This window comes from methanotrophic endosymbiont of Bathymodiolus puteoserpentis (Logatchev), assembly GCF_900128525.1.
Lineage (GTDB): Bacteria > Pseudomonadota > Gammaproteobacteria > Methylococcales > Methylomonadaceae > Methyloprofundus.
The window spans coordinates 53,003-65,622 of the sequence record NZ_FQTQ01000061.1 but is presented as its reverse complement, the minus strand read 5'-3'; the positions used below and the strand labels follow the sequence as shown (position 1 = coordinate 65,622).

The 12,620-nt window shown below is 40.4% G+C and carries 15 protein-coding genes; 6 read left to right on the top strand and 9 right to left on the bottom strand.

Annotation, left to right across the window (positions count from 1 at the left end):
• The 7 genes from BQ7314_RS04165 to BQ7314_RS04135 all read right to left on the bottom strand — a co-directional run.
• Positions 1 to 232 (bottom strand): transposase (locus BQ7314_RS04165; RefSeq protein WP_174482446.1); only part of this gene is annotated, 232 nt, incomplete at its 3' end.
• Positions 229 to 768, bottom strand: a complete 540-nt coding sequence (locus BQ7314_RS04160; protein ID WP_174482445.1) for a transposase — start codon at positions 766 to 768, stop codon at positions 229 to 231. The genes BQ7314_RS04160 and BQ7314_RS04165, both read right to left, overlap by 4 nt.
• 142 nt (positions 769 to 910) lie before the next feature.
• Positions 911 to 1,762, bottom strand: coding sequence for a phosphate ABC transporter ATP-binding protein (locus tag BQ7314_RS04155; protein ID WP_174482444.1), 852 nt, complete (start codon positions 1,760 to 1,762; stop codon positions 911 to 913).
• A gap of 23 nt (positions 1,763 to 1,785) precedes the next feature.
• A complete protein-coding gene (gene pstA / locus BQ7314_RS04150) occupies positions 1,786 to 2,622 on the bottom strand; it encodes a phosphate ABC transporter permease PstA (protein WP_174482443.1) in 837 nt (278 codons plus the stop codon).
• Positions 2,604 to 3,491 (bottom strand): phosphate ABC transporter permease subunit PstC, encoded by an 888-nt coding sequence (gene pstC, locus BQ7314_RS04145; RefSeq protein ID WP_174482442.1) that lies wholly within the window; start codon positions 3,489 to 3,491, stop codon positions 2,604 to 2,606. The genes pstA and pstC overlap by 19 nt, the downstream gene beginning before the upstream one ends.
• Positions 3,448 to 4,224: a phosphate ABC transporter substrate-binding protein gene (locus BQ7314_RS04140; protein ID WP_174482452.1), complete on the bottom strand. Its 777-nt coding sequence runs from the start codon at positions 4,222 to 4,224 to the stop codon at positions 3,448 to 3,450. Before BQ7314_RS04140 ends, pstC begins: the two co-directional genes overlap by 44 nt.
• A 375-nt stretch (positions 4,225 to 4,599) precedes the next feature.
• A complete protein-coding gene (locus tag BQ7314_RS04135) occupies positions 4,600 to 4,785 on the bottom strand; it encodes a hypothetical protein (protein WP_217423826.1) in 186 nt (61 codons plus the stop codon).
• Between the two features lie 194 nt (positions 4,786 to 4,979).
• Between BQ7314_RS04135 and BQ7314_RS04130 the strand changes: the two genes are divergently transcribed.
• The 5 genes from BQ7314_RS04130 (at position 4,980) to BQ7314_RS04110 (ending at position 9,189) form a co-directional block, all read left to right on the top strand.
• Positions 4,980 to 6,113, top strand: coding sequence for an MlaE family ABC transporter permease (locus tag BQ7314_RS04130; RefSeq protein WP_174482440.1), 1,134 nt, complete (start codon positions 4,980 to 4,982; stop codon positions 6,111 to 6,113).
• Positions 6,110 to 6,898 (top strand): ABC transporter ATP-binding protein, encoded by a 789-nt coding sequence (locus BQ7314_RS04125; RefSeq protein ID WP_174482439.1) that lies wholly within the window; start codon positions 6,110 to 6,112, stop codon positions 6,896 to 6,898. Before BQ7314_RS04130 ends, BQ7314_RS04125 begins: the two co-directional genes overlap by 4 nt.
• Positions 6,885 to 7,811 (top strand): MlaD family protein, encoded by a 927-nt coding sequence (locus tag BQ7314_RS04120; RefSeq protein ID WP_174482438.1) that lies wholly within the window; start codon positions 6,885 to 6,887, stop codon positions 7,809 to 7,811. The genes BQ7314_RS04125 and BQ7314_RS04120 overlap by 14 nt, the downstream gene beginning before the upstream one ends.
• Complete coding sequence (locus BQ7314_RS04115; protein ID WP_174482437.1) at positions 7,808 to 8,368, top strand: ABC-type transport auxiliary lipoprotein family protein; 561 nt, start codon at positions 7,808 to 7,810, stop codon at positions 8,366 to 8,368. The genes BQ7314_RS04120 and BQ7314_RS04115 overlap by 4 nt, the downstream gene beginning before the upstream one ends.
• 77 nt (positions 8,369 to 8,445) lie before the next feature.
• Complete coding sequence (locus tag BQ7314_RS04110) at positions 8,446 to 9,189, top strand: DUF547 domain-containing protein (protein WP_174482436.1); 744 nt, start codon at positions 8,446 to 8,448, stop codon at positions 9,187 to 9,189.
• 308 nt (positions 9,190 to 9,497) lie between these two features.
• Here BQ7314_RS04110 and cysZ read toward each other — a convergent pair whose 3' ends face one another.
• Both cysZ and mtnA read right to left on the bottom strand, forming a co-directional pair.
• The gene (gene cysZ / locus BQ7314_RS04105; protein WP_174482435.1) at positions 9,498 to 10,226 is read right to left on the bottom strand and encodes a sulfate transporter CysZ; all 729 of its coding nucleotides are present in this window, start codon (positions 10,224 to 10,226) and stop codon (positions 9,498 to 9,500) included.
• Positions 10,219 to 11,253: an S-methyl-5-thioribose-1-phosphate isomerase gene (gene mtnA, locus BQ7314_RS04100; RefSeq protein ID WP_174482434.1), complete on the bottom strand. Its 1,035-nt coding sequence runs from the start codon at positions 11,251 to 11,253 to the stop codon at positions 10,219 to 10,221. The genes cysZ and mtnA overlap by 8 nt, the downstream gene beginning before the upstream one ends.
• 48 nt (positions 11,254 to 11,301) lie before the next feature.
• Between mtnA and BQ7314_RS04095 the strand changes: the two genes are divergently transcribed.
• On the top strand, positions 11,302 to 12,612 hold the full coding sequence (locus BQ7314_RS04095) for a TRZ/ATZ family hydrolase (protein WP_174482433.1): 1,311 nt from the start codon (positions 11,302 to 11,304) through the stop codon (positions 12,610 to 12,612).
• The last annotated feature ends 8 nt before the right edge of the window (positions 12,613 to 12,620 follow it).

The following is a 12,620-nucleotide window of genomic DNA, read 5'->3' as shown; positions in this document are numbered from 1 at the left end:
CATATTCTGGTTCGTTTGCAATTTGAATCATACGGTCACGCTCTTGCTCTGTCAGCTTGTTTTTAGGCGTGTGTTTGGCGTCTAAGCGTCCGTCTTGCTCATTATCTTCCTGATTCCAGCGTTGTAAGGTTTTCTCACTAATACCGACAATTTCACAGGCTTTTGACTGCCTGGCGCCTGCCTCTTGAGCCTCTTTAATTAACAGGCTAATTTCTTTACGCTCTTTTATCATGGTAAGTTGCCCTCGTCGTTTCCCCAGATCGCGTCTACTTTTTTTTTAAGAACCAATAGAGCCGCTGTTTCAGCTAGCGCTTTGTTTTTACGATTAAGATCTTTATTTAACGCTTTGATTTCATTTCTTAAATTTCTGACAGTGACTTGTTTTTTGCTCTCTGATGACATGACGGAGCCAGTGATGAACTGCTGTTTCCATTCTTTAACATGATGAGGAAAAACCCCATCGATTCGACACTGCTTATGACAGTCTTCTTCGCTCAAGCCATCCATTTTTATGATAAGTTTAAGGCGTTCTTCTAAACTCCAGTCCTGAGGTCTTTTCTCTTTTTCTGTCATTGTCTGTGCAAGTGAGGCTGTATTATCTGAAATTTTTTCCAATTGATGGTTCTTGGATTGAGTAATCCATCGTTGCAAAGCTGAACGACTTATTCCCAATGTTTTTGCCATCTCTGTCAGTGATATTTCAGGTGATCGGTTAAGGGCTTTTTCTACCGCTTGTATTTTAAATCCTTCGGTATATTTTGGACTCATTTTTCTTTCCTCTAAAGTTTATTTTAGAGGCGACAACTATTCTGACACAGGGGGGTTGATGCATGGACCGGTTAAAACTAAGTTCGGTTTTCACTTGATTGAAACGATTTATTGTACTTAGAAAGGCCCTTAATTGTCAGGTTTAACCACGACTACCATCTACATACGCCGCCGTTAATTCATGCACTGGTGCTTCAAAAACCTGTTTACATTGACCAAATTCAATTAAGCAGCCTGCGCGGTCGCTGACCCAAAAAAACCCTGCATAATTAGCAATACGTTTTGCTTGCGCTAGGTTATGGGTAACGATAATAACCGTATATCGTCCGCGTAAGCTTGTAATTAAATCTTCTACCACCGCTGACGATATAGGGTCTAGCGCGCTGCAAGGTTCATCCATTAATAAGACTTTGGGTTTTAATGCTAAGGCTCTGGCAATACATAGGCGTTGCTGTTGCCCACCAGATAAAGCCAATGCTGAGCTTTCTAAACGGTCTTTAACTTCTTCCCACAAACCGACATCCTGTAAAACTTGTTGCACAATACTATCTACCTCGCTTTGTTTAGTAATGCCATGCTCGCGTAATGGTAATTCAATATTGCGCCGAATAGACAAAAGAAAAGGCACAGGTTTTTGAAAAATCATGCCTATATCGCGGCGTAAACCTAAGACATCTACACTAGGGTCACGTAAATCGTTACCATTAAATTGAATGTCTCCTGTTACCTTACAATCAGGGAGCATATCGGTTAAGCGATTTAAAGTAGAGAGAAAACTGGTTTTTCCGCAACCTGATGGCCCAATCAGTGCAGTAATACAACCTTCATAAATATCTAAGGATACATTTTTTAAGGCAGGTTTAGTGCCGTAATGTAATGATAAATTTTTGATGCTAAATAAAGTTTTAGGAATGCAGCATGGCTCGCCTGCTTGTATTGGCCCTAAAGTATAGCTGTCATTAGGTACTTTATGTTCAGCTGGATCTAGTCGCATTTTAGAGTCTATAAATAAGGGCTTCATAAGTGAATAATTCTCTTATGCATCCAGTGATTAGCTAAAAAACTGGAAACACTGTTGATAACAAATAAAAGTATGATTAACACTAAAGCCGCTGAATTAGCCTTAGCATCCCCACCCGCAACATTCATAGAAAGATCGTAAATATGCACCGATAATGCCCGTCCCGAATCCATGACCGAATCAGGCATACGGTCAACATAGCCACTGGTAAAAATAAGTGCGGCAGTTTCAGCACCTGCACGACCAATACCTAACATTAAACCTGCTACAAGTGCGGGGGTAGCGGCAGGTACAAGCAAATGGATTAAGGCTGATGTTCGAGTCATGCTTAAAGCGGCAGCGGAAAGTCGGTAATCATTGGGTACAGCGCGTAAACCTTCGGTCGCAGTACGAATTAAAATAGGTAGAGCCATACAAGCTAAGGTAAGTCCGCCCGATAAAATAGAAAATCCCAATCCTAAATAAATACAAAAGAACGCATTGCCAAATAAGCCAAATATAATAGATGGAATACCTGAGAGTACATCTAAGCTGCGTTCAACAAATTGTGCAAAGGTGCTTTTTTGTGTGCTAAATTCAGTCAGTAATATCGCAGTTGCTAAACCTAAGGGTGCAGAGGTGGCAATAGCCACCAATAAAATAAGCCCCGTTGAAACAATGATAGAGCCAATACCACCAGCACGTCCTGCATCTTGTGGTGGTTCAATAAGATATGACCATGAAAGCCCTGTTAAACCTTGGCTAATAATATCAGCTAATAAACAGACAAAGACAGCTGTTACAAATAAAGCAGCTAACCAAATTAAGCAAGTCGCTAGTGTATTTGTAGACATAATGAGCGTCTTTTAAAGAGTTCAGCACTACTGACTAGCAGCAATACCATTAGCATTAACGCTAAGCCAGCCACAAATAAAGCGGCTCGATGATCGCCCATAGCATAGGACATTTCCAAGGCAATATTGGCAGTGAGTGTACGCACGGAAGCAAATAAGCTATGAGGGTGTTGTACCACATTACCTGCAACCATCAATACTGCCATGGTTTCGCCTATCGCGCGACCAGCGGCTAGCATAACGCTAGAGGTAATACCTGAATGTGCCGCTGGTAAAATAATATTTTTAATGATTGCCCAACGTGATAGACCCAGCGCAGCGGCACTATGATGATAAGCAACAGGGACAGCGCGTAGCGCAGAGTCAACGGTTAAAGCAATTGTTGGTAAAATCATCAGCGCTAAAACCAATATAGCCGTTAATAAACTTACGCCAGGTGGGTGTAATTGCCCGACTAACGGCGCTAAGGTGGTCAATCCCCAAAGCCCATAAACCACCGAAGGAATACCAGCTAATAATTCAATTAAACGCCGATACCATGCCGCCAACGCGGGCGGCGCATAATAGCGAGTGAACAAAGCAGAAGCAATACCCAGTGGCGTAGACAGTAATAATGCACCCAGCGTAGACAGTAAGGTGGCGGAAAGCATCGGCGTGATGTTATATAAATCTTGTGCTGGATGCCAAGCATCATCACTGAAAAAACGCCATACCGATACATGCTGTAAAACAGGCCAAGATTCACTCAGCAAAAACACTAAAATCAACAATACCACAGCGGCTGCAATCAGCGCACAGAGCTGTAGTATTAAGCTAAGATTTTGATCAGTGTGCGACAGGGACAAAATATTGTGCCTCGATAAGATCATTAACCTGTACTGAACGGGCAAAGTCAATAAAGGCTTTTGCTGTACCCGTTGGTGCTTCACGCGTGACTAAATTTAAGGGCCTGGATAAAGGAAAGCTATGGTTCAGTACATTAGCCACCGAGGCTGTGATGCCTCCAAGTGGCAGTAGTTTAATCGCAATATCATGGCTAGCTGCATATTCTGCTGCACCAATTGAGACATAACCAATAGCATTTGGATTGCCTGCTACTGTTTTAATGCCTTGCTGATTATCACCGATAACAACGTGCGCTTTAACATCCGTATTTTTTAAGCCGAAATGATGTAAAAATAATTCCAGTGTCGAATGCCCCTCTGATTTATTAACCACAGTAATCGGTGCATCATTACCGCCAACGTCTTTCCAATTAAGGATTTTACCCGTGTAAATAGCAATGATTTGTTGCCTGTCTAAAGCGGTGACTGGATTTGCTTGATGAGTAATAATGCTAATACCATCTAAAGCGATAGTGAAACTGAGTAGATCGCTTTCTTTTACTTTTAGTGCGCGCGAGGCCATACCAATATTCGCCAAGCCAGTGCGCGCATCGTTAACGCCACGAGAAGAGCCTCCTGTTTGTACATCAACACGTACATTAGGATGTAAAGCCTCAAAACGTTTGCCAATTTCAGACGCTAAAGGTGCAACGGTGCTAGAGCCTGTTAGTACAAGCTTTTCTAGGCTTCCTTTAGGGCTAGCATTGTTCGCTGACATGGGTAAGAAAAACCATGCGAAGACTATGATGATGAGTAATGCTGTTATTATGCCTAGTTTTTTCATTAGTTTTGAGATTCCATTACTTTGTTGATTGTTTTATTTTCTTTGGTTTCGCCTATATTAAATTAAGGCTTAATTTACACTCCATCTCCCTAGCTTAGGTTTCGAGTTTAACTTTGTAAGCAATTGAAGTGTATGTATAAACGGATATTATGGAACTACACGGCCTATTTTGGCATGATTTTTAACCCTTAACTTTCAATATATTACAAATAATATCTGATTTGATCATTATCTTAAAAGACTGGGCTAGGTCACTACCATTTGTAATGGTAAAGTCTAATTAGGCATTTTCTGCTCCTAAATGAGTTTTTAAGCCAAGCTTTTGCTAGCATTACAATAACAAGCAGATTTCTCTGTAATAACCTCTAGTAATCCGCCGTAAACTAAAGACCCCATTAATACAGCTATAACCGCTTTAACCCCATCCATCATACTGCCTAACATCGCTGCTATATCCATAGTTTGCTCTGCTAACATCGATGTCGCGAATTTCATCATTAGATTATACGTTATTGATTTATTAAGGTGACTGTTCATCTATCCATTAGTCAGCTTAATGGAGCATTCCTTACAAAAAAAATTAGATGTAATGAAAATAAATTTATAGCCTTAACCTTCGTCTTAATTAAGTGTAAGGTTATCGTATTAATAGTAGACAATTTAGCGCATTACATTTAAGTGAGTATTTTATGGACGATAATCTATCGAGTATAGGTAAACCTCAAATTACCTTTTCTAAAGAAGATGATGGTCATACTTTAATTATTCTGAAGGGGCAGTGGACTTTACGTTCACTCGCTGAGTCTTCAGAGCTTAAGGCCATTAAAAAACTGGGTCGAGATAAACGGAAGCAATGGGATATTAGCCAAATTGATCGCTTAGATAGCGCAGCTGCTTTCTTACTGTGGCAGGCTTGGCATAATAAGCTACCTACCGACTTAATAATTCGCCCAGAGCACATGCGTTTATTTGAGCACTGGCAAGGGCGTAACATTCCCATAGCAGAGCCTATACAGATAAATTTTTCTGCAATATTTGTACATATCTTGTTACAGCTACAAGGGATTGGTCGTCATATATGTACTTGGTTGACCCTATTTGGCCGATTAATACTTGATCTGATCTTTTTACTAGGCCATCCACGAGCAATCCCTTTTAAGGAAATTTCACTGACTATTTACAAGGCTGGGGTAAGTGCTTTGGGAATTACAGCCTTGGTGGGTTTGTTGGTTGGTGTATCAATGAGCTACCTCTCTTCATTGCAGCTACAACGCTTTGGTGCAGAAATTTATATTATCGACTTACTTGGTCTTAGTATTATTCGCGAATTAGGCCCTATGCTGACCGCAATTATTATTGCAGGACGTTCAGGGTCTGCAATGACCGCTGAAATTGGTATTATGCGTGTGACTCAAGAGCTAGATGCCTTATCTGCTTTAGGTGTCTCTCACTCTCTGAGGCTGGTTTTGCCTAAAGTTGTCGCATTATTTTTAATTATGCCTTTACTGATTATTTGGACTGATGTTATTGCTATGATAGGTGGAATGGTCTCTGCCGATCTTACTTTAGACATTAACTATCAGCAATTTCTTGAACAGTTACCTAAATCTGTACCAGTAGTGAATATTTACATTGGTTTGGCTAAGGGCGCTGTATTTGGTGTAATGATCGCGCTTATTGCTTGTCATTTCGGTTTTTTAATAAAGCCAAATACAGAAAGTTTAGGTGCTGAAACAACCAATGCTGTTGTAGCTAGTATTACAGCCGTCATCATGGTGGATACCATTTTTTCCATTTTATTTAAAAATGTGGGGTTTCCATGAGTCAGCAACACGCAATAGAGCTAAAACATATCTGGACCTATTTTGGCGAACAATTAGTGCACCAAGATATTAGTTTGTGCCTTGAAAAAGGCGAGATATTAGGTTTAGTGGGAGCCTCAGGAAGTGGAAAAACCACATTATTACGCGAAATAATTGGTCTGGAAACACCGAGCCAAGGAAGTTTAAAGGTGTTGAGTGAACAAGTACAGAAAGCTTGTACAATGGAGTGTCGGAAACGGCGCAACCATACTGGAGTACTGTTTCAAAATGGTGCTCTGTTTAGCGCTTTAAATGTATTTGAAAATATTGCGTTTCCATTACGGGAATTAGGTATCAATAATGAACCTTTGGTTAAACAACTGGTCTGCATGAAGTTGGGCATGGTTGGCTTAAATTCTTATGACGCTATGCGTAAACCTTCGGAATTATCAGGCGGCATGGTCAAACGAGTTGCTCTGGCTAGAGCATTGATTTTAGAGCCTGAGTTATTATTACTCGATGAACCGACTTCTGGGCTAGACCCTATTGCAAGTGATGATTTTGTGGTTTTATTACAGAAACTACACCAAGAGTTGAATTTTACCGTGTTTATGGTGACCCATGACCTACATATTTTAAAAGACCTTTGTAGCAAAGTGGGAGTACTTGCAGAACACCAGTTGGTTGCTTTTGATACCTTGGATAAGGTGCTGAATAATAAACATCCTTTTATAGAACAATTTTTTCACAATCACCGCGCTCAGCGGATTTTTAATTTACAGGAGACGGCGCATGGGGAAGGATAGTTTTGCCTTAGTAACCGGATTATTTATGACAGTATTGATTGCGAGTACTGTCATGCTAATTTATTGGCTCAGCGATGTGCAACATCAAACAAAAACTTATGTCGCTCAGACGCACCAATCAGTGACTGGGTTAAAATCAGGATCTACGGTTTATTACCGAGGGATTGAAGCAGGAAAAGTTATCTCTATTGGTTTTGATCCTGATAATAGTGATGTGATCCTTGTGGTTATGGAAATTGATGAAGATATAGTTTTTACCCGAGGCGTTTTTGCGACATTACAAATGAAGGGTGTAACGGGGTTAACGCAGATAGCATTACAGGATAATGGTTCAAATCCTGCGCACTTAATTCCGGGCCATAACGCTGAAAACCGTATTCCCCTTAAACCTTCTCTAATTGAGCGACTATCAGATTCAGGAGAAGAAACGGTTAAACAAGCACGTGAACTGATGGGTCGATTGAATGATTTATTAAATGATAATAATAGACAACACATAGAACAGATTTTAGTCAATGTAGATACAGCAACGTATAAATTAAACCAATTAGAAAGCAGTGCGGAGAAAATACTAGATCAAGTACCTATATTAACTGCAGATGTTCATCAATCACTCGTTAAAATGAATCATTTAGCGGATGAATTTACGTTATTAAGTCAACAATTACGTCAAGATATGACAGTATTATCCAACCAGTCAACTAAACTGATGCAAACAGGAAATATAATGGGTCAACAACTACTCAACAACACCTTACCTAGAGCAGAGACCCTTATTATGCAGCTACAAGCAATGACACGTAAATTTGATCGAGTTGGCTCGATGTTAGAAACAGACCCACAAATGTTTTTGTTTGGTACTGAGTTATTAAAACCTGCTCCAGGCGAACCAGGTTTTAAGGAGGCGCAATGAAACAAGCAACAACAAAGAAATTATTGGCTATCGCCTTTTTTATGATGGCTTCAGCATGTACTGTGCAGCCTACTCTATCGGTTCCTGTGCGTCACGACTTAGGAGTAGCGACGGGGGCAAACATAAATAATGCGACAATAAATGTGAATGCACCGAGTTGGTTATGGGACGAGCGTATCCGCTATCGCTTGCTATACAGTAACCCTACAGCTATTGCTTATTATAACTTGGATCGCTGGGAAGCACCCGTACCAGCACTGTTAGAACACCGATTAAATATTCCTGCACAAGGCCAACCGGTAAATATAAAGATACAGCTGATGCAATTTGAACAGCAATTCGAATCTACAAATGATGCTCGGGTTATTATGGTATTTAAAGTCAGTGTTTTTTCTGGTGACGGTTCTAGTTTGCTGAGCAAGCGTGTATTCAACTTTTCAAAAAGTACAAAATCACCTGATGCCATAGGAGCAATAGAGAGCTTTGTTGATTTAACTGACTTGGCAAGTAAAGAGCTTTCTAGCTGGGTAGCAAGCTTGCTGGAAACTAATCATTAGCGCTGCATTGTAAGGTTTCTGCACCCCCTTCGACTCATCGTTAGTATTATTTTTTAATTTAGCGAAATAGGTGTTGTATGAAACAGATAGTATTAAAAGTGCTTACCGGATTATTGTTAGCGAATAATGTTGCAGCGCAAGAGCCCGATTGGAAAGATTATGCTGAAGTATTGAAGTCAGTAAAATACGGTATAAAAAATGGTACGCCGCTTGCGTTAGTAGATTATGCGGCTTTAAAGCACAATGGCCTAGTAGAAAAGGTCTACCAGCAGATTTCAGCTTACCCTATTGCATCACTAAAAGGTAAGAATGAAACCTTAGCGTTCTATATTAATACCTATAACATTTTGGCTTTAAAAACAGTGGTAGATCATTGGCCTTTAGAAAGTATTAAAGATGTTGGGAGCTTCTTTAAGCCCGTTTGGGGTAAAGAGGCAGGAACGATAGGCGGAAATAGGGTTTCTTTGGATGATATTGAGAATCATATCATTCGTCCAATGGGCGAGCCGCGCATACACCTCGCAATTGTTTGCGCCTCTGTCAGTTGCCCTGATTTGAGAAGCGAGCCTTATACAGCGGCAATATTGAATAAACAGTTAGATGAACAGGCAAATGCTTTTTTAGGTAATGATAAAAAAGGCTTATATATGACTGAAAATGAAATTACCGTGTCTAAAATATTTAAATGGTTTAAGAAAGATTTTGACAAAGCCGGCGGGGTAGACCTGTTTATTCGATCTTACCGTACTGATTTACCAATAGAGTATGAAATTAATGCGGATATTGATTATGATTGGTCCGTTAATGGTATGGTTAAGTAAAAATCGGCTACCAGTTTAAGACGGGATATTAGTTATACTTGTAGGGCGTGGCTTCAGCCCGCCTTTAGAGTAGGGCATGGCATTAGCGGGCTAAAGCCATGCCCTACAGTTTTTAATACATCCCATCTTAAAGTGCTAGCCCTAAAACGTGTTACTCCTATCATTAAGAAAGTGGTTTTGATTGCCTCCTAAAAGTGTGTAATAACTAACCCCTTTAGACGGCTAGTCCATTGCCACCTAGCCTTAATTTAGAGCGCTAAGCCCAGTTCTATTTTCTCTTGAAACTTTACATATTTACGTACTCACACTTATTTCACCGCTAACTTATCTCTATAAATTGTGGCACTAATTACTGCAATCGGTGGCATCACTATATTTAATACAGGAATTGTTAAAACCAATAAAACAATGCCACCAAAACTCAGCGCACCAATACGTACTGTCTTTAATGCTTCGCGCTGTTCTTTAAATAATAAACCCTGATTTTCTAGTGGATAAGCAAAATACTCCATACTCATACCCCATGCGCCAAACAAACCCCACAATATCGGCGCAATCAAGTTCAAACCGGGAATAACCGAAATAATAGCAATAGGAATAGCACGACTTAATAAATAAACGATGCGTTTTAACTCAGAAAATAACACCTTGGATAATGCTTGCTCCTGAATTGGCACCGTATCACCACGTATAATTTGCTGTGTTTTCGCTGATAACCCACCATAAAAAGGCGAGGCAATTAAATTCGCCAATAAAGTAAAAGTAAAAAAACCTGCAACAAAAAAACTGATAAAAAATACCGGATAAATAAGCCAACTTAACCACTGCAACCAATCCGGTATAAATTGCAACATTAATGCACCAATATAAACATAGCCTAAATACAGCATAGCCGAATACAACAGAAAATTAATCAGCATAGGAATTAAGACAAATTTTCTTAATTCCTTACGCATCACCATAGACATACCTTGTAATAAGCTTTGTACGGCTAATAAAGGATTTAAACCTGCTTTTTTATCAAATTCACTATTCATTATTTAGTTCTCCAACACCCTTATCAATAGGATTAAATACTGCACCACGCTCAGTCACAATAACACTAACTAATTCCGCAGGTGTTACATCAAATACGGGGTTCCAAGCATCAATTAAGCTATCAGCTTGGGCATAACATTGTGGCAAAAATTCATTAGCAGCACGTTGCTCTATTTCAATATCATCACCTGATTGCATGGCAAAATCTATCGTTGAGGTCGGCGCGACAACCATCAATTTAACACCATGGTATTTAGCCAAAACCGCCAAAGAATATGTGCCAATTTTATTAGCCACATCGCCATTCGCAGCAATGCGATCCGCACCGACAATAATCCAATCCACCTGCCCGCTTTTCATTAACATAGCTGCCGCTGAATCCGCAATTAAAGTTGATGGAATATCATCTTCTGCCAATTCCCACACCGTTAACCGCGCGCCTTGCAACCAAGGCCGCGTTTCACCCGCATAAATATGTCGCGCTTGGCGTTGATAAGCACTACGAATCACACCCAATGCTGTACCATAACCACCCGTCGCTAATGCCCCTGCATTACAATGGGTTAACAAGCCTTGTGCATCGCGTAAAATATCCGCACCCAATGCACCCATTTTCAGGTTGGCCGCTATATCTTGCTGATGAATGTCTTGCGCTAATTGAATGACCGCCTCAACTGGCGAGCCTTCTACTTGTGTCAATTTTTTTTGCATAAGCTCTAAAGCCCAAAACAAATTCACTGCCGTAGGTCGAGAAGCGGCTAATAACTTGATTTCTGCTGCAACTTGTTGTCGCCATACACTATTATCCGGCTGATAATGTTGCTGTACAGACAACGCCACTGCATAAGCTGCTGCAATACCAATAGCAGGCGCACCACGCACTTGCATAGTTTTTATTGCTTGCGCAACATCAGGCGCAGTAACATACAGCTCATAGTGTACAATCTCAGGAAGTTGCCTTTGATCTAACACTGCTAACTGTTGACCTTGCCATACTAACGCATGGACATTGAATTTTTGTTCCATTAACACCTATACTCTCTAATCTGTTTCATTTTAATAAACCTTTTAATTATGCAAGTTGATACGCTTATTCAAGCACGCTGGATTATACCTGTAGAACCTCATAATGTAATTCTTGAAGATCATGCCTTAATCACACATGAAGGCCGTATTCTGGATATTTTACCTGTACAACAAGCCCATGAGAAATACCAAGCTAAGCAATTGGAAATTTTAGCCGACCATGCTTTGATCCCCGGTTTAATTAATACGCATACGCATTTAGCCATGACTTTATTTCGCGGCATTTCTGCAGATTTGCATTTAATGGATTGGTTAGAAAATCATATCTGGCCGCTAGAAAAAAAATGGGTTAACGAAGCATTCGTACGCGATGGCACAGATTTAGCGATAGCAGAAATGTTACGCGGCGGCACAACCTGCTTTAATGATATGTATTTCTTTCCGGAAATTACCGCACACCAAGCCATACACCATGGCATACGCGCAAATGTCGGATTAATTCTAATTGATTTCCCGACTGCTTGGGCAGATGGTCCAGAGCACTATATAGAAAAAGGACTCGCTCTACACGAAGAGTTACGCCATGAGCCTTTAGTACGTACCCCTTTTGCACCGCATGCACCTTATACGGTTTCAGATGAGCCTTTAAAAAAAATCAGTGCTTTGGCAGAAGAGCTTAATCTACCTATTCATATGCACGTGCATGAAACTCAACATGAAGTAACCCAAGACGGCCAACGTCCCTTGCAGCGCTTACATAAATTAGGTTTAATCACACCCTCGTTTATTGCCGTGCATATGACGCAATTAACCGATGCAGAAATTAAAAAATTCGCGCAAGCAGGCGCACATATTGTGCATTGCCCTGAATCTAATTTAAAACTCGCCAGTGGTTTTTGTCCAGTACAAAAATGTTTAGATGCAGGCATTAATGTTGCATTAGGCACAGATGGTGCTGCGAGTAATAATGATTTGGATATGTTCGGTGAAATGCGTACCGCCGCCCTCTTAGCCAAAGGCGTAGCAAAAGATGCCAGTGCCGTTTCTGCGGCCACGGCATTACGCATGGCGACTTTAAATGGCGCCAAAGCTCTAGGCATAGATCATATAACAGGATCACTGACCATCGGCAAAGCTGCCGATATCTGCGCTATCGATTTATCCGACATAGAAACCCAACCCATTTATAATGCCATTACACATCTAGTTTATTCCGCATCACGTCACCAAGTCAGCGATGTTTGGGTGGCTGGTAAACATTGTTTAAAAAATAAACAACTCACGACACTTAATATAGAAGATTTAAAAATAAAAGTAGCACAATGGCAGAGTGATTTGCAACAGCCTGTTGTTAAGTAACGTATAAA